The organism is Enterobacter cloacae complex sp. SHL018 (genome assembly GCF_049237905.1).
Taxonomy (GTDB): Bacteria; Pseudomonadota; Gammaproteobacteria; order Enterobacterales; family Enterobacteriaceae; genus Enterobacter; species Enterobacter hormaechei_C.
In genome coordinates this window covers 541,907-563,292 of record NZ_JBMKJE010000001.1, presented here as the reverse complement: position 1 = coordinate 563,292, position 21,386 = coordinate 541,907, and the positions used below count along the sequence as shown (strand labels likewise).

The following is a 21,386-nucleotide window of genomic DNA, read 5'->3' as shown; positions in this document are numbered from 1 at the left end:
CCGGCTTTTTTACGCCGGATTGTTCCCAAAAACTCCCCTCCGCTCCCCGCGCTCTATACTTATCATTTTGCACGATATTTTTGTCGGAGGACGCCGTGCCGTGGATCCTGTTGCTACTGTTTAGCATGTTTAGCGCGCCATCACTTGCTGTAACCCTGCCCGGCGTTACCACCGGAGCCACCGCCACCCAGCAAAATGCGCCGCCAGAGCCAGACGCTGAAAAGAAAAAAGCCGCCTACGGCGCGCTGGCCGACGTGCTTGAGAACGACACGTCCCGACAGGAGCTGATCGATCAGCTGAGGAAGGTGGCCGCCACGCCGCCTCAGGATCCGGTTCCTGCTATTGCGCCGCCGGAAGCCGAAGAAGAAAAAACGGTGCTGGAAAACGTCACCGACATCAGTCGCCGCTACGGGGAAGCCCTGTCGTCGCGTTTTGCCCAGCTCTATCGCAACCTGGTTGGCACCTCACATAAGCCTTTTAATCCTCACACCTTTTCCGCAGCCGCCACCCAGTTTGCCATTCTGGCCGGCGCCGTCTTCATTTTTTACTGGCTGTTGCGCCTGTCTGTCTGGCCGCTTTACCGGAAAATGGGCCAGTGGGGGCGCAAAAAGAACCAGCATAAAAGCAGCTGGCTGCATCTTCCGGCAATGATTACCGGGGCGTTTGTCATCGATTTGCTGCTGCTGGCCCTGACGCTGTTTGTCGGCCAGATGCTGGCCGACCGCCTTAATACCGGAAACAAAACCATCGCGTTTCAGCAGGGACTGTTCCTCAATGCGTTTGCCCTGATTGAGTTCTTTAAAGCCCTCCTGCGGTTGATCTTCTGCCCGCGCGTGCCGGACCTTCGCCCCTTCGCCATTTCGGATCAGAGCGCCAAATACTGGGCGGTGCGGCTCAGCGTGCTGAGCGGGTTGATCGGTTATGGCCTGCTGGTTGCCGTGCCGATTATTTCCAACCAGGTTAACGTGCAGTTCGGGGCGCTGGCGAACGTGCTGATCATGCTGTGCATTACCGTCTGGGCGCTGTACCTCATCTTCCACAATAAAAAAGCGATCACCGACAGCCTGCTGCACCTGGCCGATCGCTCCCTCTCCTTTTTCAGCCTCTTTATTCGCGCCTTTGCGCTGGTGTGGCACTGGCTGGCCAGCGCCTATTTTATTGTGCTCTGTTTCTTCTCCCTGTTCGATCCGGGCAATAGCCTGAAATTTATGATGGGGGCGACGTTCAAAAGCCTGGCGATTATCGGCATTGCGGCCTTTGTCTCTGGCCTGCTCTCCCGCTGGCTGTCGAAAACGATCACCCTGTCGCCGCAGGTTCAGCGTAACTACCCGGAACTGCAAAAGCGGGTAAATGGCTGGATGACGGTATCCCTGAAGGTGGCGCGTATTCTGACGGTCTGCGTGGCAATTATGCTACTGCTGAACGCGTGGGGGCTGTTTGATTTCTGGAACTGGCTGCATAACGGCGCGGGGGAAAAGACCGTTGATATTCTTATTCGTATCGCGCTGATCCTGTTCTTCTCCGCCGTCGGCTGGACGCTGCTGGCAAGCCTTATCGAAAACCGTCTGGTGTCGGATGTCCACGGCAGGCCGCTGCCGAGCGCCCGCGCCCGCACGCTGCTGACCCTGTGCCGCAACGCGCTGGCGGTGATCATCAGCACCATCACCATCATGATTGTACTGTCGGAAATCGGCGTGAATATCGCCCCGCTGCTGGCGGGTGCCGGTGCGCTTGGGCTGGCGATCTCCTTTGGTTCGCAGACGCTGGTGAAGGATATTATCACCGGCATTTTTATCCAGTTTGAGAACGGGATGAACACCGGGGATCTGGTGACCATAGGACCGCTCACCGGCACGGTGGAACGCATGTCCATTCGCTCCGTCGGCGTACGTCAGGATACCGGCGCGTACCACATTATTCCGTGGTCATCGATCACCACCTTTGCCAACTTTGTGCGCGGCATTGGTTCGGTGGTGGCGAATTATGATGTCGATCGTCATGAGGATGCAGATAAGGCGAAGCAGGCGCTGCGGGATGCGGTGAGCGAACTGATGGAGATGGAGGATATTCGCGGGCTGGTGATTGGTGAACCGTCGTTCGCGGGTATCGTCGGGCTGACGAACACTGCCTTTACCCTGCGCGTGTCGTTCACCACCCAGCCCCTTAAGCAGTGGACGGTGCGCTTCGCCCTCGACAGCATGGTGAAAAAACACTTCGATCTGGCGAACGTGAGAGCGCCGGTGCAGACGTATCAGGTATTGTCGCCGCCCGCTTCGCCGCTGCCTCCGCAGGAGCCGACGCTGTAACCGAGCCGGGTGGCGGCTTCGCCTTACCCGGCCTGCGATGGGGGGCTATTTGCGGCGTTTGTTATCGTCCATAAAGGTCCAGGCGATAAAGCGGCTCTGCTTCTGGCCCTGCGCCATCTCTTTTTTGACTACCTTCACCGCGCCGACGTCGGTCAGGGCGCGGTAAAGCGGCGGCAGGTTATCGCCGCGGGAGACCAGCGTGGTAAACCATTTCACCTGACGACCGAAGCCCTTACTCTCGGCAATCATGCGCAAAATAAATGCCACTTCCCCGCCCTCGCACCACAACTCCTGCTGCTGGCCGCCAAAGTTCAGCGCGCCATCTTCAGCCTGGCCCAGGTTACGCCGCTTGCGTTCACTGCCCGCACGTGCGGAGGCGGCGGAGTCGTGGAATGGCGGGTTGCACAGGGTGGCATCATATTGTTCGTTCTTGTGAATAATGCCGTTGAAAATAGCAGCGGGATCCTTTTGACGACGCAAACGAACGGCCCGGCTTAACCCTGGGTTAGCGTTGATAATGGCCTGTGCGCTGGCAAAGGCCTCGGCGCCGATCTCGCTGCCGGTAAACCGCCACTGGTACTCATGTGCGCCTATCAGGGGGTAGATCAGGTTCGCGCCCGTACCGATATCAAGCACGGTGGCCTGTTTCGGCACCACGCCGCCATTATCATCTGCCAGCAGATCGGCAAGATGATGGACATAATCCGCACGGCCTGGCACCGGTGGGCAGAGAAAGCCATCCGGGATGTCCCAGTGCGTAACGCCATAAAAATGGGCCAGCAGCGCTTTGTTCAGCGTCTTAACCGCCAGCGGATCGGCAAAGTTTACCGACGGTTCACCGGCTGGTGTCTGAACAATAAAATCCTGCAATTCCGGGCAGCTCAGGCACAGGGCTTTCATGTCGTAGCGGCTACGGTGGCGGTTACGCGGGTGCAATCCCGGCTTTTGGGAAGTCATGGCATTCTCCTTTAGACAGCCGCGTAAGATACCCTGTGACGGCGCGGGGGTAAATATCTGTCTGCGCTGCACAAAAAACCGACGAAAATCAGCAACCTGTATGTCTATGATCTGTCAGCAAATTGTCAGAATTTATCGTTCAAAAAATAAGCAGATCATCATCAAATTTTTGCGCTAAATCACGTGCGTCAGGCTTCTAAACTTAAGAGGAATCACCTGTTGTTTCCCCTGAGGATGTGATTATGAAAAAGTATCTGACCTTTATTATTGCGGGTGCGCTGGCAGGCGCATCGTTCTCAGCCTGGTCCGTTCAACCTCTGACCGACAGCAACGACACCAGCCAGCTACGTGCGGCCGGGACGGTCTCTGTCAGCCGGGCAAGCAACCTTGATGACCTTCAGGACAAGCTGGCCGAAAAAGCGCGTCAGGAAGGGGCTAAAGGCTTCGTGGTGAACGCCGCCGGTGGTGATAACCATATGTACGGCACCGCGACTATCTATAAATAACGCCCTCTTTTCCCACACTGCATCTGCAAGGCAGATGCAGTTCTCATTTCCTTCCTTCGCCTTGACTGTGCGTTTTTTAACCCCATATTAAGATGAATGGCTTAAACAGATCAGGAGAACATGATGGCTTCCGGCTGGGCGAATGACGACGCCGTTAACGAACAGATCAACAGTACCATTGAAGATGCGGTCGCGCGTGCTCGCGGTGAAATTCCGCGCGGCGAAAGTTTGACGGAATGCGAAGAGTGCGGGGATCCGATTCCTGAAGCACGGCGTAAAGCCATTCCTGGCGTACGGCTATGCATTGCCTGTCAGCAGGAGAAAGATTCAAAAAATGCGGCACATTCAGGATATAATCGTAGAGGATCGAAAGACAGCCAGTTACGTTGACTTTCCTTTACCGAAGTTAACCGCGCCAGCCGTTTACTTTACGCTCACGACTTTTAGCGAAACGCGTAGCAAAACGTGCCCTTCCGATGGCTTCTGTAAAGCGCATCCCCAAGAAATGTCAATTGCGCTTCTGAATTTATTAATAATCAATAAGTTATTTGTCATTCAATTTTTTTGAGTAACCACGTCAATTCTCTTCGATTTTATCTTCCACTAAAAACCGTGATAATTATCACATCGACGGAACATCGTCCCCTTAACAGAATAACCTGCGAGAATTGACCTATGAAAACCATCAAATATGCTGTTGCCGCTGTTGCCCTGTCCGCTCTGTCTTTCGGCGCTTTCGCCGTAGAGCCAGTCTCCTCTACTCAGGCACAGGATCTGAATAAAATCGGGGTGGTGAGTGCTGAAGGCGCGACCACGCTGGACGGTCTGGAAGCCAAACTGGCGGAAAAAGCTGCCGCTGCCGGCGCAAGTGGATACACCATCACCTCCACTAACGGTAATAACAAACTGAGCGGTACTGCGGTTATCTACAAGTAATCGAACGAATTATGCTCCACCCTCACCCTACCCTCTGGTGAGATGCTCCAACCCTCATTGACCCTGTTGTTGTTACCCTTGTTTGCCCGTCCGCCACTGGACGGGCTTTTTTTTGCTTAAAACGACTGCGCCACGCGCTGCAACCCGGCTTCCACGGACGCCACTTCCCCTGCCGCCAGCAGACAGCAGGCCATTTGCAGCTTGATAGACTGCGGAACCGGCACCTTTCCGGCCAGACACTGTACGATCCAGTGCGCGGTGACTTGCGGATCTTTCGACTCAGGCAGGATCACATCGCTGTTCTCTTCCCCACGTTCCAGCACGACCCGCGTCCCGGCAGGCTCAATCAGCATCAGCTGTGGACAACGCTGCGGGTTGGCGTAAACCTCCCCTTCAGTCCCGTGCATCAGCAGCGCTCGCCCGCCGATTTCGGCAAAGAATTGACCGACCCGCGTCACGTACTCCGGATGGGAGACGCTGGAAAGACGCAGCGCGGCGTCTTCGGCAAACGGCGTCGCCAGCTTCGCCAGGGTGTGGGCGCTGTTACGCACCCCCATGCGCCAGCGCATGTCCAGCTGCTTTTCCAGCGGCGGGCAGAGCGCGCGCACGGGAATATAGACCGGCTGGTTCCCCTCCAGCTTTGCCTGCGCCTGGCCAGCATGGAGAGTGGGTTCGATGCCTAATAATTCCAGTATGGTTTCTGTCAGCACGCGCGTCGGATCTTCGCTCACGCCATGCACCACCACCGGGAAACCGAGTTTCTGCAACAGAATAGCCAGCAGCGGCGTGAGGTTTGCCTGCTTACGCGCGCCATTGTAGGTCGGGATCACAATCGGCATCGGCTTCGTGACGGGCGGGGTTAAACGCATCGTCTGCGACTGCATGGCCTCATAAAAACCGCGCATCTCCGCCTCACCTTCCCCTTTGATGCGCAGCGCAATCAGAATGCCGCCCATTTCCAGATCCGGCACGTCGCCATTCAGCATATGCGTGTACAACGCACGGGCCGTTTCCTGGTCCAGATCGCGAGCATGGTTTTTCCCACGCCCTACCTCTTTGATAATTTTGCGGTAATCCACGACATTTCTCCTGACAGCATCATCTTGTTAACAATATAGCCCGATGAACACGCACCCGATAGTGTTTTGTGATCATTATCAACCTGCTGTTTTCAGGTAAAAAAATAAACTCAAGCACTATTTGCATTATTTGTGATTGGAACTAAAGATTCGTACCTGCCCTTTTTTTGATTAAATAAACATCGGAAAGTTATTAAGGGTCAACGGTAAAAACGTCCAGGCAACGTTTTTGCCAGAAACACATTGGGATTTACTATGAACAAGGTTGCATTAGGGTTGTTTATCGCCACAACGGTGGGGTGTTCTGCATCCGCATTTGCGGAAACCAACGGTGAAGGGCAGATTAATTTCACCGGAGAAATTATCGATTCTGCTTGCCAGGTCGTGAATGGATTAAGTAATCCATTAGATGTTCAGTTAGGAAAAGTATCTAAAACGGTATTTACCGGCGCAGGCTCTACCAGCACACTCACGAAGTTTGATATTAAGTTAACCAATTGTCCGGAAACCGTAACCTCGGCTGCGATTAACTTCGGTGGTACCCCGGATGCGGATAATAATGCCACGCTGGCATTAACGCCCGATACCGATGCGGCTACTGGTGTAGCTATTCAGCTAATGGACGCTTCCGGGCAGCCTGTCACTCTGTATACCCCTTCGAAGCAATATCCTTTAGCCTCCGGAACGGAGGTTAACGACCTGGAGTTCGGTGCGCGTTATATTCAAACTCAGGCGGCAGTTACTGCGGGCCCTGCTAACTCTGTATCGACCTTCACCGTTATTTATAACTGATCTTATCAATCCTGAGATATTAATGCTCTTGCGGGCATTAATATCTCATCTTTTTATTGAGAAATCTTTATGCGCCACGGTTATTTACTGAGCACTCTTTTACTGGTAGCAGCCTCGGCACAGGCGGGTGTCGTGATCAATGGCACCCGTCTGGTCTATCAGGGAGATAAAAAGGAATCATCTCTTGGTCTTTCAAACCCAGATACCACGGATTATCTGGTGCAGTCCTGGGTCGATTCCGGTGGTAAAAACCTGGCCAAAGCACCGTTCCTGATCACCCCGCCGCTTTTCCGACTGGATGCGAAAGAAGATAACGTACTACGCGTGGTGCGTACGGGAGGAAATTTACCGGAAGACAGGGAATCTCTGTACTGGCTGAATATTAAATCGATCCCTTCCTCAAAGCAGGTTGAAGGCGTAAATACGCTGCAAATTGCCATTAACACCCGAATTAAATTGCTCTATCGCCCGTCAGAGGTAAAAGGCAAACCAGAAGATATGGCCGATAAACTTGAATGGCATCGCGAAGGGAATGATTTAGTGGTGAACAATCCCACGCCTTTCTATATGAATTTTCAGGCCGTCACCCTGAATGGTCAGAAAATCACGAAAGCCACTTGGGCTGTGCCGAAAACTGAAACGCATTTTGCTTTACCTGGCAATGTCGGAGGCTCGACCGTCGTGTATTCCATTATTACGGATTACGGCAGCATCAGCCAGACATGGTCTAAACCCGTTCATTAATAATATTGCCCGGTAATAAAATCATCATGTACCGCCATAAAAAGCCGTTCACCTGCCGATTTTCGTCATTGCTGATGACTTTTTGTTGCCTGGCAATGGCGATCTTTGCGCAGCAGGTTTTGGCTGATGATTATTTTAACCCTGCCCTGCTGGACATTGATAACCCGCAGCAGGAAAAGACCGATCTGTCTGTCTATGAAAAAGGTCCCGGTCAGGCGCCAGGTAAATATCAGGTCGCGGTATTTATCAATAACAATAAAATTGATACCCGTGACGTGACCTTTAACGTAGTTAAAGATCCGCAGGGCACCAGCACTCTTCAGCCTTGTTTTACACTGGACGAATTAAAGAGCCTCGGGATCAAAACGCAAAAATATCCGCAGCTGAGGGCAGAAGGTCAATGCGCCGATCTACACGCCATCCCTTCGGCATCCGCGACCTTTCGCGTGCGCAACCAGCAGCTGCTGCTGAGCATTCCGCAAAAGGCGCTCGGACAGGTGCCACGCGGTTACATCGACCCGAAAGAGTTTGACGAAGGGATCAACGCGGGCCTGCTTAATTACAGCGTCAACGCCAGCCAGAGCCATGCGCGCCAGCAGGGTGAAGAGGATAGCAGCAGCCAGTACGTTAACCTGCGTCCCGGCTTCAACCTCGGGGCATGGCGCGTTCGTAACTACTCCACCTGGAATCGCAGCACCACGGGCCACGAGGAGAAACAGAAATTCACCTCCGTTTATACCTATGCGCAACGCGATATGGTGGCGATGAAAAGTGACGTGACGGTGGGCCAAAGCACCTCACCTTCCGACGTTTTTGACAGCGTCCCCTACACCGGCGTGGAGCTGAAATCCGACAACGACATGCTGCCGGACAGCGAAAAAGGCTATGCCCCTATTATTCGCGGCACCGCCCACAGCAACGCGCTGGTGATGGTCCGCCAGAACGGGTACGTGATTTATCAGAACACGGTCGCGCCGGGCGCATTCGAAATTAACGACCTCTACCCCACCGGCAGCAGCGGCGACCTCCAGGTCACGGTGAAAGAAACTGACGGCAGCGAAAGTCATTTCGTGGTGCCGTTTGCCTCCGTGCCGGTATTGCAGCGTGAAAAAAACCTGCGCTACAGCGTAACCGCCGGGCGTTATCGCTCTTATGACAAAGACGTTGAAAAGACCCCGTTTGCCCAGGGAAGCGCCATCTACGGTTTACCTCACGGCTTCACGGCCTACGGCGGCGTGCAGCAGAGCAGCCATTATCAGTCCCAGGCGCTCGGCGCCGGGAAAAACATGGGCGATCTCGGGGCGTTCTCCATTGACGTGACCCGCGCCAGAGCCCTGCTGAAAAAACAGCAGTCCAGCAAGGGCCAGTCGTGGCGCGTACGCTACAGCAAAGATTTCGCCGGTTCAGGCACCAACTTTTCGCTTGCGGGCTATCGCTATAACAGCAAGGGGTTTTACACCCTGGACGACACTATGGAGTCGTATACCCGCGCCGACGACTGGTCTGCTCCCCAGCAGCGCCGCGCCCGTACAGAAGCCACCATTGACCAGACGCTGCCAGAAGGTTGGGGGTCGGTGACGCTGAGCATGGTGAAGGAAACTTACTGGAGCCAGAGCCAGAACATGACCTCCCTGAGCGTCAGCTACAACAACAGCTGGCACGGCGTGAGCTACAGCCTCAGCTACAGCATGAACAAAAACACCCACGACAGCGATGAAGACGGTAATGAGGTAACAAACGACAACCAGTTCTCGCTGAGCGTTTCGGTTCCGCTGGATCGCTGGATGCATAATACCTGGGCCACGTACAACCTGAACAACACCAAAGATGGCACCACGCAGAACATCGGTCTTAACGGTACGGCCCTGAAAGAAGACAACCTGAACTGGAATATCCAGGAAGGGCTCAGCAGCACCGGCAGCGGTAACTCCACCAGCATCAACACCGATTACAAAGCGACCTACGGCGAAGTGAGCGCAGGCGTCAGTCAGGATAAGTATCAGCAGACCCTGAACGTCGGTTTGCAGGGCGGCGTGGTGGCCCACGCTAACGGGATAACCCTGAGCCAGCCGCTCGGTGAAACCATCGCGCTGGTGAAAGCGCCAGGTACGCACGGCACCCATATCACCAACCAGACAGGCGTGGAGACTGACTTCCGTGGCTATACCGTCGTGCCGTTCGTGACCGCGTATCGCCATAACACCATCGCACTGGATACCGAAACGCTGCCGGAGGATGCCGACGTCACCCACGCGGCGCAAATTGTGACGCCGACCCGAGGGGCCGTGGTGCGCGCCAGCTTTACTACCCGCGTGGGTAATCGCGTCCTGATGACGCTTACACAAAATGGTAAACCGCTGCCCTTCGGCGCAACGGTCACCACCGGGGATAAGGACAGCGAATTTATTGTCGGAAATGACGGCCAGACTTACCTCTCGGGTCTGCCACAGCAAGGGCATCTCAACGTTTCCTGGGGACAGGAGGCGAGCGAGCACTGCGTCGCTGACTATGCGCTAACGGATGAGAAAGAGAAAACCAGCATCATTAACGCTGCCGCGCAGTGTCATTGATTACCGTTCAGGCTAACGATTATGCAAATGATTAAACAGTGCTTTTTCTTACTGGTTCTGGGAACCGCCGCGTTATTTATGCCGCATGCGAAGGCGACCTGCACCACGCCGGATCTGCCCAAAATGATTAACGTGGCCTCCATCTCTGTCCCGACGACGCTGGCCGTTGGCGCAACTATCCCGGGTACAGAGCAAAGCGTTCATGTTGCCGGGCACTGCGATCAGAGTATTGACAGCGGTCTGGAAATTGTTTCCTGCTACTACGGCACCGGCGCGGAAATTCCTGGGCTCAGGGGCGTTTATGATTCCGGCGTACCGGGGATTGGGGTCGCACTAATGAACGATCAGGGTCAGCGAATCAGCGGAGCCGGCGGAGTACAGTGCGATTCACGCGGAACGCCTGTTGCCTATGTTTCTACCGATGGCACACAGTCGTTTAACTTTGACGTCACGCTTGAACTGGTGAAAACAAGCGACGCCGTGACATCCGGCACGCTGGTGCAGTCTCAGACCGAATTCGGCATTGGCGTTTTTGGCCATGAAGGGATCGGCAGCCCTAATCATATTGCGTATGCAGGTAACGTCATTTTGCATCAGGTCACCTGCTCTGTTTCGCCAAAAAATCTCACCGTTAATTTGGGCGATTTTCCCGTCAGTGATTTTATGAGCGTGGGGTTTTTATCCAGCCCCGCTCAGACGTTTAATATCACCGTTAACTGTGACACAACCGTTCAGCCTGAGCTAAAAATCACCAGTGCTAACGGGTACGAAACGGCATTTGAGGGAGTGATCAAACTGACGAAGCAGACGGGCATGGCAAGGGGCGTCGGGGTAAGAATGCTGTTTGATGACCATATCGCGACCTTTGACTCCTACGTCAACACCCAAAGCCAGGCCGTTGCCAATGAAACGCTGGATATCCCCTTTCAGGTTCGCTACGAGCAGACCAGCGATGTGGTGACGCCCGGCCCCGCCAACACCGTAGCAACCATCACTCTCGCCTATAAGTGACAAACATGAAAAAGACAATCGCGTTTCTGGCGGTGGGCTTACTGGCCCAGGCTCACGCAGACGACATTCAGATCCAGATGACGGGAAATATTTACGCCAATACCTGCGTCATTGACAGCGCCAGCCGCAACCTGACGGTGGACTTAGGCCAGGCGGTGTCGGGCAGTTTTAAAGACGTGGGCGATACCGGCGAGTGGAAAGACTTTTCCCTGTCAGTATCGCACTGCCCAGCCACGCTGGCGCTTGCCACGGCCTTTTTCTATGGCCAGGCAGACAGCGTGCATCCGACCAAATTTGCCAATATCGGTAGCGCAAAGGGACTGGCGCTGGAGCTGGCAGACCGACAGGACAAAATACTGATTGCCCCGCAGGCCGCCTTTAACGCCGCCATCAATCCGAGCGACCACACGGCAACCTTTCCTCTGTCCGCACGCTACTACGCCACCTCAATGCCCGTCACTGCCGGGACGTTCAGCAGCGTGATTCAGGTGACATTCACTTACCAGTAGGACCGCGCCTCTTTGCACGGATGCTTTTTGTACGCCCGGCAGAGGGTTTTGCCGGGCGTTTTTTTACCTCCGGCACTTCTGGCTGCTCAATCGGGAAGATCGGCAGCGCATTCAGCAGCCGCTGGCCATAGTTTTTGGTGAGCAGACGTTTGTCATAAATCACCACCTCACCCCAGCATCCGTGGCTACGGATCAGGCGCCCGACCTGCTGGATCAGGTTAAACGACGCCGCAGGCAGGCTTTGCACTTCAAACGGATAACGGTTAAGGCTTTTCAGCCATTCGCCTTCGGTGATCACCACCGGGCTGTCGATGGGCGGGAAGGCAATTTTATGGATATGCACCTGCGTCAGGTAGTCGCCTTTTAAATCCAGCCCTTCCGCAAAGGACTGTAGCCCCACCAGCACGCTACGCTCGCCGTTATCAATGCGTTTACGGTGCGTTTCCACCAGCCGATAGCGCGGCTGATCGCCCTGCACCAGCAGGAGTAAGCGCAGATCGGTGACGTGCTCCAGGAAGCGTTGCATCGCGCGGCCGCTGGCAAACAGCACCAGCATACCGGGGTATTTTTTACTCTCAACCTGCTCGCGGAAGTAGGCCGCCATTTCCGCAATATGCTGCTCTTCGTTATCGATAAGCGGCTCATAGTTCATGCGCGGGATCACCAGCTTGCCCTGCTCACAGTGGTTGAACGGCGAGTCCAGGGCCACAAAACGGTCCCCCGCTTTCTCTTTCAGGCCGCTCATTTCCTGTAACCTTGAGAAGCTGTTCAGTGAACGCAGGGTTGCCGACGTCACTACCACGTGCGGCACGCTGCGCCAGATCAGCTTTTCCAGCTGATCGGCCACGCGGATGCCCACGCAGTGGAAGAACAGATGTACCTGTCCGTCTCGCACTTCGCGGGTGGCCCACTTTGTCACTGGCGCCCCGGACGCCTGCGCCATCGAGGCCAGCCGCCAGAGTTTGCTCTGCGCCTCAAACATGCCCAGCGCGCGGTTCATTTGCAGCAGAATGCGGTGCAAGCGCACCACGTCATGGGTACCGGTTTTCTCGCTGAGATCGTTTAAGAACATCTCCGCCAGCCCGCGCAGCTTTTCAAGGTGCTTCGCCAGCTGCTGGCAAATCTCCATCACTTCCTGTGGCAACTCACCCATCGCAAAGCGGTGTTCCGCTTCCTGGGTGGCGGGGAGATACAGGTTGAGAATGTTATTCAGCGAGGCGATGAGGCCGTACACCTCTTCACAGTGCTCGCTCAACCGCTCCGGGACCGCCAGCGGCGGCGTGGTTTTCGGGCGGAACTGCTCCATGCAGGTTGCCACCAGCTTGCAGAACAGATCGAGTTGCAGGCGAAACCACGGGGCGGTAATTTCCGCACTCATCTCCAGCGCATCCCGCGCCACGTCGGGCAGATGATGACCTTCATCCAGCACCAGCAGCAGGTTTTTGGGCTCCGGCAGGACCGCTTCACTCTCCAGGGCAGCCATCACCAGCGCATGGTTGGCGACAACCACCTCCGCTTCCTGAATCTCACGCCGGGCGACAAAGAACGGGCACTCGCGATAGTAGTGACAGTTGCGGTTCAGGCAGCTCGCTTTATCGGTGCTGAGCCTGCGCCACAGGTCGTCGCCGATCGCCTGGCTGGTGTGATCCCGCAGGCCGTCCCACCTGTAGCCGTCGAGATCGGCCTTTAGCTTTGCGCACTGCTCCTGCTCCGCCTTGTTGTTTGGCGTCAGCTCGTCATCAAGAAACGCGAGCAGATCCTGCTGGGAGGGTTCACTGCTGGCCAGCGCCGCCAGATTGCGCGGGCAGACGTAGCGCCCGCGACCAAAGGCGGCGGTGAAGCGTAAATCGGGGATAATTTTGCGCAGCAGCGGCAAATCTTTGCTGAAGATCTGATCCTGCAAGGCCACGTTAGCGGTACTGACCACCAGCGTTTTGTCTTCTTCCCGCGCGATGGCAATGCCGGGAATGAGATACGACAGGGTTTTCCCGACGCCGGTCGGGGCTTCAATCGCCAGATGTCGCCCGTCGTCCCCGGCGAGCGTTTTCGCCACGTCGGCAATCATCTGCCGCTGCGGGGCTCGGGGGATAAAATCGGGGATCTGCTGTTGTAGCGCCTTATACCATGCGCCAATTTGCGCCTTGAGCGCAGCGGTTAAAGCCATCGGAAAACCTGAAATACTGTATAAACAGCCACTATTGTGGCACTTTCTCTCCGCTGCCGCAAAAAGAAAAGCCCGGCTTTACGACCGGGCTTCCAGATTACTGCGGGTTAGCAGGTTTACGCGGGCGGCGTCGGCGCTGCCCCTCGCCTGTCGGTTTCCCTTCGCCGCTACGCCACGGGTTTTCACCGGCTGGTTTGCTGTCGTTATTACGACGCGGCGGTTTGCCCGAAGATTTCGGCGCGCCACCTTCGGCACGACGCGGCTGCTGACCGCGACCACCGCCACCCTGACCGCGACCGCCGCCCTGACGACCGTTCTGAATTGGCTCAGCTTTGATCGACGGGTCCACTTCATAACCCGGGGTTTCAATGCGCGGGATCTCTTTCTTCAGCAGACGTTCGATGTCGCGCAGCAGCTTGTGTTCATCCACGCAGACCAGAGAGAGCGCTTCCCCGGTTGCCGCCGCACGGCCGGTACGGCCGATACGGTGCACGTAGTCTTCCGGCACGTTTGGCAGCTCGTAGTTCACCACGTGCGGCAGCTCTTCAATGTCCAGGCCACGGGCGGCGATGTCGGTTGCCACCAGCACACGTATGTCGCCGGATTTAAAATCAGCCAGCGCGCGGGTACGCGCACCCTGACTCTTGTTGCCGTGGATCGCCGCGCTGCGAATACCGTCTTTATTGAGCTGTTCCGCCAGGTGGTTAGCGCCGTGCTTGGTGCGGGTAAAGACCAGCACCTGCTGCCAGTTGCCCTGGCCGATCATCTGGGAGAGCAGTTCCCGCTTGCGCTTCTTATCCACAAAGTGCACGTGCTGCGTCACCTGCTCGGAGGCGGTATTGCGGCGCGCGACTTCCACTTCCAGCGGGTTATGCAGCAACTTTTCCGCCAGTGCCTTGATCTCGTCGGAGAAAGTCGCGGAGAAGAGCAGGTTCTGACGACGCGTCGGCAGCTTCGCCAGCACGCGGCGAATGTCGTGGATGAAGCCCATATCCAGCATACGGTCGGCTTCGTCCAGAACCAGAATTTCGATGTTATCGAGCTTCACCGCGTTCTGGTGTTCCAGATCCAGCAGACGCCCCGGCGTTGCCACCAGCACGTCCACGCCGCCGCGCAGCTTCATCATCTGTGGGTTAATGCTTACCCCGCCGAAAACCACCAGCGAACGAATGTTGAGGTAGCGGCTGTATTCACGCACGTTCTCGCCAATCTGGGCCGCCAGTTCGCGGGTTGGGGTGAGGATCAGCGCACGCACCGGACGACGGCCTTTGGCGTGCGGCTGGTTTTTTACCAACAGCTCCAGCAGCGGCAGGGTAAAGCCCGCGGTCTTACCGGTACCGGTCTGCGCGCTTGCCATCAGGTCACGGCCCTGCAAAACGGCCGGAATGGCCTGCTGCTGGATAGGGGTTGGCTCAACGTAGCCCTGCTCTGCGATGGCGCGCAGAATTTCCGGGTTCAGACCAAGGGAATCAAAAGACATAAAAACTCCGAACCGCCCCGACCATCACAGGTGTAGTTTTCAGGGAGATATAACGAATAGAAGGACAAAAACCACAATGTCGCGAAGGAGCGGAGTGTAGCAGCTTTTGTGACGTGGCGCATAAAATATCCCCGGCGATGACTCGACGTTTGCGCAAATCAGGCATAATCTTAATCAATCGATTGATTAATTTTTAATGCTGCTATGAATACAACCCCAACGACAACCAAAGGCGAACAGGCGAAAAGTCAGCTTATCGCCGCCGCGCTGGCGCAGTTTGGCGAGTATGGTCTGCATGCCACCACGCGGGATATCGCCGCTCAGGCCGGGCAGAATATTGCGGCCATCACCTACTATTTTGGCTCAAAAGAGGATTTATACCTTGCCTGCGCCCAGTGGATCGCGGATTTTATCGGCACCAGCTTTCGCCCGCACGTGGAAGAAGCCACCGCGCTGTTCAGCCAGCCAGAGCCTGACCGGGCTGCCATCCGCCAGCTGATCCTTAACGCCTGTCACAACATGATCCGCTTGCTGACGCACGACGATACGCTGAACCTGAGCAAATTTATCTCCCGCGAGCAGCTCTCCCCCACTGCCGCGTACCAGCTGGTGCACGATCAGGTGATCGCCCCGATGCACAGCCATCTGACCCGGCTGATCGCCGCCTATACCGGACGGGACGCCAGCGATACCGACACCATTTTGCATACCCACGCCCTGCTGGGCGAAGTGCTCGCCTTCCGTCTGGGGCGTGAGACCATCCTGTTACGTACGGGCTGGACACAATTCGATGAGGATAAAGCCGCGCAAATTAGCCAGGTCATTACCTGTCACGTTGATCTGATCCTGCAAGGCTTAACGCAAAGGAGCCAGAAGTCATGAAAAAACCTGTCGCCATCATTCTGGTGGTTGTTGTGTTACTTGCTGCGGGAATCGGTGGCTGGCTGTGGTATCAGAGCCAGCAGGATCGTGGCCTGACGCTGTACGGCAACGTGGATATCCGCACCGTGAACATGAGCTTCCGCGTCGGCGGGCGGCTGGCCTCGCTGAACGTTGACGAAGGCGATGCCATCAAAGCCGGGCAGACGCTGGGAATGCTGGACAAAGCCCCGTTTGAGAACGCGCTGATGCAGGCAAAAGCAGGCGTCTCCGTCGCACAGGCGCAATACGACCTGATGCTGGCGGGCTACCGTGACGAAGAGATCTCCCAGGCGGCCGCTGCCGTTAAGCAGGCAAAAGCCGCCTATGACTATGCGCAGAATTTCTATAACCGTCAGCAAGGCTTATGGAAAAGCCGTACTATTTCCGCCAACGACCTGGAAAACGCGCGCTCATCCCGCGACCAGGCACAGGCGACGCTGAAATCTGCCCAGGATAAGCTAAGCCAGTACCGCACCGGTAACCGTGCGCAGGACATTGCCCAGGCGAAGGCCAGCCTTGAGCAGGCGCAGGCGCAGTTAGCCCAGGCGGAGCTGGATCTGCACGACACCACGTTAGTCGCCCCGTCTGACGGCACGCTGATGACCCGCGCCGTGGAGCCGGGCAGCATTCTCAGCGCGGGCAGCACCGTGTTAACGCTCTCCTTAACCCGTCCGGTGTGGGTGCGCGCTTACATTGATGAGCCAAATCTTGGCCAGATGCAGCCGGGCCGCGAACTGCTGCTCTATACCGACGGTCGCCCGGACAAGCCGTATCACGGCAAAGTGGGCTTCGTCTCCCCTACCGCCGAGTTCACGCCAAAAACCGTTGAAACCCCGGACCTGCGTACCGACCTGGTGTACCGCCTGCGCATCATCGTCACCGATGCGGACGACGCGCTGCGTCAGGGCATGCCTGTTACCGTGACCTTAAACGACGGGGAACGACATGAATGATGCGGTTATCCAGCTCAACAATCTGGTCAAACGCTTCCCGGGAATGGCCAAACCGGCGGTCGCACCGCTGAATTGTACGATTCAGAAAGGCTATGTGACCGGGCTGGTGGGGCCGGACGGCGCGGGTAAAACCACGCTGATGCGGATGCTGGCGGGATTGCTGAAGCCGGATGAAGGCAGTGCCAGCGTGCTTGGCCTCGATCCGATCAAAGACGACGCGGCGCTCCACGGCATGCTCGGCTATATGCCGCAGAAGTTTGGTCTGTACGAAGATCTGACGGTAATGGAAAACCTCAATCTGTATGCCGATCTGCGCAGCGTTACCGGCGAAACCCGGCAGAAAACCTTCCAGCGTCTGCTGGCGTTTACCTCCCTCGGCCCGTTCACCGACCGGCTGGCGGGCAAACTTTCCGGCGGGATGAAGCAGAAGCTGGGGCTGGCCTGCACGCTGGTGGGCGAACCGAAGGTGCTATTGCTGGATGAACCCGGCGTGGGCGTGGACCCGATTTCCCGCCGCGAGCTGTGGCAGATGGTGCACGAGCTGGCGGGTGACGGCATGCTGATCCTCTGGAGTACCTCTTACCTTGATGAAGCAGAGCAGTGCCGCGACGTGCTGCTGATGAATGAAGGCGAACTGCTCTATCAGGGCGAACCCACCGAGCTGACGCAAACCATGGCCGGGCGCAGTTTTCTGCTGCACAGCGCGCAGGAGTCCAACCGCAAGCTGCTGCAACGGGTACTGAAGCTGCCGCAGGTGAGCGACGGGATGATTCAGGGCCGTTCGGTGCGCGTGATCCTCAAAAAAGAGACTTCCGCCGACGATATCCGCCGTGCGCAGGGTATGCCTGAGATCGACATGACAGAGACCGCGCCGCGCTTTGAAGATGCGTTTATCGATCTGCTGGGCGGGGCGGGAACCTCAGAATCACCGCTTGGCGCCATCCTGCACACGGTGGAAGGCACGGCGGGCGAAACGGTCATTGAAGCAAAATCGCTCACCAAAAAATTCGGCGATTTCGCCGCCACCGATAACGTCAATTTTGCCGTGAAGCGCGGCGAGATATTTGGCCTGCTCGGGCCGAACGGCGCGGGGAAATCCACCACCTTTAAAATGATGTGCGGCCTGCTGGTACCAACCTCCGGCAAAGCGCTGGTGCTGAACATGGATCTCAAAGTCAGCTCCGGCAAGGCGCGCCAGCACCTGGGCTATATGGCGCAGAAGTTTTCGCTCTACGGCAACCTGACGGTGGAGCAAAATCTGCGATTTTTCTCCGGCGTCTACGGCCTGCGGGGACGGGCACAGAATGAGAAGATCGGCCGCATGTGCGACGCCTTCGGCCTGACCGATATCGCCTCACACGCTACCGAAGCGCTGCCGCTTGGCTTCAAACAGCGGCTGGCGCTGGCCTGCTCACTGATGCACGAGCCGGATATCCTGTTTCTTGATGAACCGACTTCAGGCGTGGACCCCCTCACCCGCCGAGAATTCTGGTTGCATATCAATAGCATGGTGGAAAAAGGCGTGACCGTGATGGTCACCACCCACTTTATGGACGAGGCAGAGTATTGCGACCGCATCGGGCTGGTCTATCGCGGCAAGCTGATTGCCCACGGCACGCCGGATGACCTGAAAGCGCAGGCCGCCGACGACGCGCAGCCAGACCCGACCATGGAGCAGGCGTTTATCACCCTCATCCACGACTGGGATAAGGAGAATACTCATGCGCAGTAACACCCTTTCCTGGCGCCGGGTGCGCGCCCTGTGCGTCAAAGAGACGCGGCAGATTGTGCGTGACCCCAGCAGTTGGCTGATTGCGGTGGTGATCCCCCTGCTGCTGCTGTTTATTTTCGGCTACGGGATTAACCTCGACTCCAGCAAGCTGCGGGTCGGGATTTTGCTGGAGCAGCAGAGCGAAGAGGCGCTGGACTTCACCCACGCCATGACCGGCTCGCCCTACATCGATGCCACCATCAGCGACAACCGGCAGGAACTGATCCAGAAAATGCAGGCCGGAAAAATTCGCGGTCTGATCGTCATTCCGGTCGATTTTGCCGCCAATATGGCACGCCCGGGCGCCGATGCGCCAATTCAGGTGATCACCGACGGCAGCGAGCCGAACACCGCCAACTTCGTGCAGGGCTATGCGGAGGGGATCTGGCAGCTCTGGCAGATGCAGCGCGCCGAAGACCGGGGGGAAAAGTCTGAACCGCTGATTGACGTGCAGACGCGCTACTGGTTTAACCCCGCCGCCATCAGCCAGCATTTTATTATTCCGGGGGCGGTCACCATCATCATGACGGTGATTGGCGCGATCCTCACCTCGCTGGTGATCGCCCGCGAATGGGAGCGCGGCACCATGGAGGCGCTGCTCTCGACCGAAGTGACGCGCGTCGAGCTGCTGCTCTGCAAGCTGATCCCCTACTACTTCCTCGGCATGCTGGCGATGCTGCTCTGTATGCTGGTCTCGGTATTTATTCTTGGCGTGCCGTACCGCGGCTCGCTGGTGCTGCTGTTCTTTATTACCAGCCTGTTTTTGCTCAGCACGCTGGGGATGGGACTGTTAATTTCCACCATCACCCGCAACCAGTTTAACGCCGCGCAGGTGGCGCTTAATGCCGCCTTCCTGCCGTCGATTATGCTCTCCGGCTTTATCTTCCAGATAGACAGTATGCCGGCGGTGATCCGCGCCGTGACGTACATCATTCCGGCGCGCTACTTTGTGAGCACCCTGCAAAGCCTGTTCCTGGCGGGAAATATTCCGGTGGTGCTGATTATCAACACCCTGTTTTTGCTGGCGTCGGCGGTGATGTTTATCGGGCTGACGTGGATGAAAACGAAAAGAAGATTAGATTAGCCATCGGATTTTGTAGGTCGGGTAAGCGCAAGCGCCACCCGACAGGAGGACGACGCGATGTTTCACCGTTTATGGACATTGATCCGCAAAGAGCTGCAATCCTTGCTGCGCGAGCCGCAGACCCGCGCCATTCTGGTGCTGCCGGTGCTGCTTCAGGTTGTACTGTTTCCGTTTGCCGCCACACTGGAGGTCACCAACGCCACCATCGCCATTTACAACGAAGACAACGGCAAGCATTCCGTCGAGCTGACGCAGCGTTTCGCCCGCGCCAAAGCCTTTACCCATGTCCTGCTTCTGGAAAGCCCGCAGGCGATCCAGCCCACCATCGACACGCAGAAAGCATTATTGCTGGTGCGCTTCCCGGCGGACTTCTCCCGCAACCTGGACACATTCCAGACCGCGCCGATGCAGCTGATCCTCGACGGACGTAACTCCAACAGCGCCCAGATTGCGGCGAACTATTTGCAACAGGTGGTAAAGGATTACCAGCAGGAGCTGATGGCAGGCAAACCCAAACCCAACAACAGCGAGCTGGTGGTGCGCAACTGGTACAACCCGAACCTGGACTACAAATGGTTTGTGGTGCCGTCGCTGATCGCCATGATCACCACCATTGGCGTGATGATTGTCACCTCGCTGTCCGTGGCGCGCGAACGTGAGCAAGGTACGCTGGATCAGCTGCTGGTCTCACCGCTCGCCACCTGGCAGATATTTGTCGGCAAGGCGGTGCCGGCACTGATTGTCGCGACGTTCCAGGCCACCATCGTGCTGGGGGTGGGAATATGGGCGTACCAGATCCCGTTTGCCGGATCGCTGGCGCTGTTTTACTTCACGATGGTAATTTACGGCCTGTCGCTGGTGGGGTTTGGGCTGCTGATTTCCGCGCTCTGCTCAACGCAGCAGCAGGCGTTTATCGGGGTGTTTGTCTTTATGATGCCGGCGATCTTGCTTTCAGGGTACGTTTCGCCAGTGGAGAACATGCCGGTATGGTTACAGGATTTGACGTGGATAAACCCGATTCGTCACTTCACGGATATCACCAAGCAAATCTATCTGAAGGATGCGAGTCTGGATATTGTATGGGGAAGTTTGTGGCCGCTACTGGTCATCGCGGCCACAACGGGCTCAGTGGCCTATGCGATGTTTAGACGAAACATCGCGTAGTTTTTTCTCTTTGGTGAGCAATGACACCACCGCAGGCCCTGCGAGGATAGCCAGACCCGCCAGGGCCAGCAGCAGGTTGTTTTGCAGCACGCGTGACAACAGCCACAGGACGATCATTGCCGCACCAAAATACCAGGTGGTGGTGAGCTCTTCGAGCACATCACCCACTTCACGCCAGCGCGCGTCGTGGTGACGCTGTAAAAACAGCATCGACAGCACGGTCACGCCGTAAACCACGCATAACCCTAAGCCGACACGCACCAGCGTGCCGCTCATCCAGCCCATCACCAGTACGGCCACGACCAGTAAATGCAACATTATCTGCCAGCAACTCAAACCGGTTGCGACACGAACGCGTTGTTGCCACTTCATGGCTTCTCTCCTGAAGGATTTTTCTCTGCTAATTCAGACTACCGCACTTTACGGAAAATTCCGTAAC

19 protein-coding genes are annotated in these 21,386 nt (G+C 56.6%); 14 read left to right on the top strand and 5 right to left on the bottom strand.

Annotation, left to right across the window (positions count from 1 at the left end; all coding sequences use genetic code 11):
* Positions 1 to 95 precede the first annotated feature (95 nt).
* Positions 96 to 2,306, top strand: coding sequence for a mechanosensitive channel protein (ybiO, locus tag ACOTY5_RS02830; protein ID WP_421631902.1), 2,211 nt, complete (start codon positions 96 to 98; stop codon positions 2,304 to 2,306).
* Positions 2,307 to 2,351: 45 nt separating this feature from the next.
* Here ybiO and rlmF read toward each other — a convergent pair whose 3' ends face one another.
* Positions 2,352 to 3,263 (bottom strand): 23S rRNA (adenine(1618)-N(6))-methyltransferase RlmF, encoded by a 912-nt coding sequence (rlmF, locus tag ACOTY5_RS02825; RefSeq protein WP_017384919.1) that lies wholly within the window; start codon positions 3,261 to 3,263, stop codon positions 2,352 to 2,354.
* A 242-nt stretch (positions 3,264 to 3,505) separates the two neighbouring features.
* Here rlmF and mcbA point away from each other — a divergent pair, with 242 nt between their 5' ends.
* The 3 genes from mcbA to ybiJ all read left to right on the top strand — a co-directional run bounded on the left by mcbA (position 3,506) and on the right by ybiJ (position 4,705).
* Positions 3,506 to 3,769 (top strand): DUF1471 family periplasmic protein McbA, encoded by a 264-nt coding sequence (mcbA, locus tag ACOTY5_RS02820; protein ID WP_003858470.1) that lies wholly within the window; start codon positions 3,506 to 3,508, stop codon positions 3,767 to 3,769.
* Positions 3,770 to 3,892: 123 nt separating this feature from the next.
* Positions 3,893 to 4,159, top strand: coding sequence for a DksA/TraR family C4-type zinc finger protein (locus ACOTY5_RS02815; RefSeq protein WP_017693765.1), 267 nt, complete (start codon positions 3,893 to 3,895; stop codon positions 4,157 to 4,159).
* Positions 4,160 to 4,444: 285 nt separating this feature from the next.
* On the top strand, positions 4,445 to 4,705 hold the full coding sequence (gene ybiJ / locus ACOTY5_RS02810) for a DUF1471 family protein YbiJ (protein ID WP_003858474.1): 261 nt from the start codon (positions 4,445 to 4,447) through the stop codon (positions 4,703 to 4,705).
* A gap of 116 nt (positions 4,706 to 4,821) precedes the next feature.
* Here the strand turns inward: ybiJ and ybiB are convergent, their stop codons facing one another.
* A complete protein-coding gene (gene ybiB, locus ACOTY5_RS02805; RefSeq protein WP_045142370.1) occupies positions 4,822 to 5,784 on the bottom strand; it encodes a DNA-binding protein YbiB in 963 nt (320 codons plus the stop codon).
* A 255-nt stretch (positions 5,785 to 6,039) separates the two neighbouring features.
* On the opposite strand from ybiB, the gene ACOTY5_RS02800 reads away from it, so the two are divergent.
* The 5 genes from ACOTY5_RS02800 to ACOTY5_RS02780 all read left to right on the top strand — a co-directional run bounded on the left by ACOTY5_RS02800 (position 6,040) and on the right by ACOTY5_RS02780 (position 11,410).
* Positions 6,040 to 6,576 (top strand): fimbrial protein, encoded by a 537-nt coding sequence (locus ACOTY5_RS02800; protein ID WP_015571068.1) that lies wholly within the window; start codon positions 6,040 to 6,042, stop codon positions 6,574 to 6,576.
* A gap of 69 nt (positions 6,577 to 6,645) precedes the next feature.
* Positions 6,646 to 7,320, top strand: coding sequence for a fimbrial biogenesis chaperone (locus tag ACOTY5_RS02795; RefSeq protein WP_045142371.1), 675 nt, complete (start codon positions 6,646 to 6,648; stop codon positions 7,318 to 7,320).
* 26 nt (positions 7,321 to 7,346) lie between these two features.
* Positions 7,347 to 9,890, top strand: a complete 2,544-nt coding sequence (locus ACOTY5_RS02790) for a fimbria/pilus outer membrane usher protein (protein ID WP_148103487.1) — start codon at positions 7,347 to 7,349, stop codon at positions 9,888 to 9,890.
* A 21-nt stretch (positions 9,891 to 9,911) separates the two neighbouring features.
* On the top strand, positions 9,912 to 10,901 hold the full coding sequence (locus tag ACOTY5_RS02785; RefSeq protein WP_017384925.1) for a fimbrial protein: 990 nt from the start codon (positions 9,912 to 9,914) through the stop codon (positions 10,899 to 10,901).
* Between the two features lie 5 nt (positions 10,902 to 10,906).
* On the top strand, positions 10,907 to 11,410 hold the full coding sequence (locus ACOTY5_RS02780) for a fimbrial protein (protein WP_045142372.1): 504 nt from the start codon (positions 10,907 to 10,909) through the stop codon (positions 11,408 to 11,410).
* On the opposite strand, the gene dinG is transcribed toward ACOTY5_RS02780, so the two are convergent.
* Both dinG and rhlE read right to left on the bottom strand, forming a co-directional pair.
* Entirely contained in the window at positions 11,397 to 13,574 is a 2,178-nt protein-coding gene (dinG, locus tag ACOTY5_RS02775; RefSeq protein WP_015571073.1) for an ATP-dependent DNA helicase DinG, read from the bottom strand. The two genes, ACOTY5_RS02780 and dinG, sit on opposite strands and share 14 nt — an antisense overlap.
* A 97-nt stretch (positions 13,575 to 13,671) precedes the next feature.
* Positions 13,672 to 15,054, bottom strand: coding sequence for an ATP-dependent RNA helicase RhlE (gene rhlE / locus ACOTY5_RS02770; RefSeq protein WP_045142373.1), 1,383 nt, complete (start codon positions 15,052 to 15,054; stop codon positions 13,672 to 13,674).
* Positions 15,055 to 15,258: 204 nt separating this feature from the next.
* Here rhlE and cecR point away from each other — a divergent pair, with 204 nt between their 5' ends.
* Genes cecR through ACOTY5_RS02745 form a run of 5 tightly spaced genes read left to right on the top strand, consistent with a single transcriptional unit; the run spans position 15,259 to position 20,947 of the window.
* The gene (gene cecR / locus ACOTY5_RS02765) at positions 15,259 to 15,936 is read left to right on the top strand and encodes a transcriptional regulator CecR (RefSeq protein ID WP_003858489.1); all 678 of its coding nucleotides are present in this window, start codon (positions 15,259 to 15,261) and stop codon (positions 15,934 to 15,936) included.
* Positions 15,933 to 16,928 (top strand): secretion protein HlyD, encoded by a 996-nt coding sequence (gene hlyD / locus ACOTY5_RS02760; RefSeq protein WP_045142374.1) that lies wholly within the window; start codon positions 15,933 to 15,935, stop codon positions 16,926 to 16,928. Before cecR ends, hlyD begins: the two co-directional genes overlap by 4 nt.
* Entirely contained in the window at positions 16,921 to 18,660 is a 1,740-nt protein-coding gene (locus ACOTY5_RS02755; protein WP_045142375.1) for an ATP-binding cassette domain-containing protein, read from the top strand. Before hlyD ends, ACOTY5_RS02755 begins: the two co-directional genes overlap by 8 nt.
* Complete coding sequence (locus ACOTY5_RS02750) at positions 18,650 to 19,783, top strand: ABC transporter permease (protein WP_045142376.1); 1,134 nt, start codon at positions 18,650 to 18,652, stop codon at positions 19,781 to 19,783. The genes ACOTY5_RS02755 and ACOTY5_RS02750 overlap by 11 nt, the downstream gene beginning before the upstream one ends.
* Positions 19,784 to 19,840: 57 nt before the next feature.
* Positions 19,841 to 20,947, top strand: coding sequence for an ABC transporter permease (locus ACOTY5_RS02745; protein WP_017384932.1), 1,107 nt, complete (start codon positions 19,841 to 19,843; stop codon positions 20,945 to 20,947).
* Here ACOTY5_RS02745 and ACOTY5_RS02740 read toward each other — a convergent pair.
* The gene (locus ACOTY5_RS02740) at positions 20,909 to 21,319 is read right to left on the bottom strand and encodes a YbhQ family protein (protein WP_003858499.1); all 411 of its coding nucleotides are present in this window, start codon (positions 21,317 to 21,319) and stop codon (positions 20,909 to 20,911) included. The genes ACOTY5_RS02745 and ACOTY5_RS02740 overlap by 39 nt on opposite strands.
* Positions 21,320 to 21,386 lie beyond the last annotated feature (67 nt).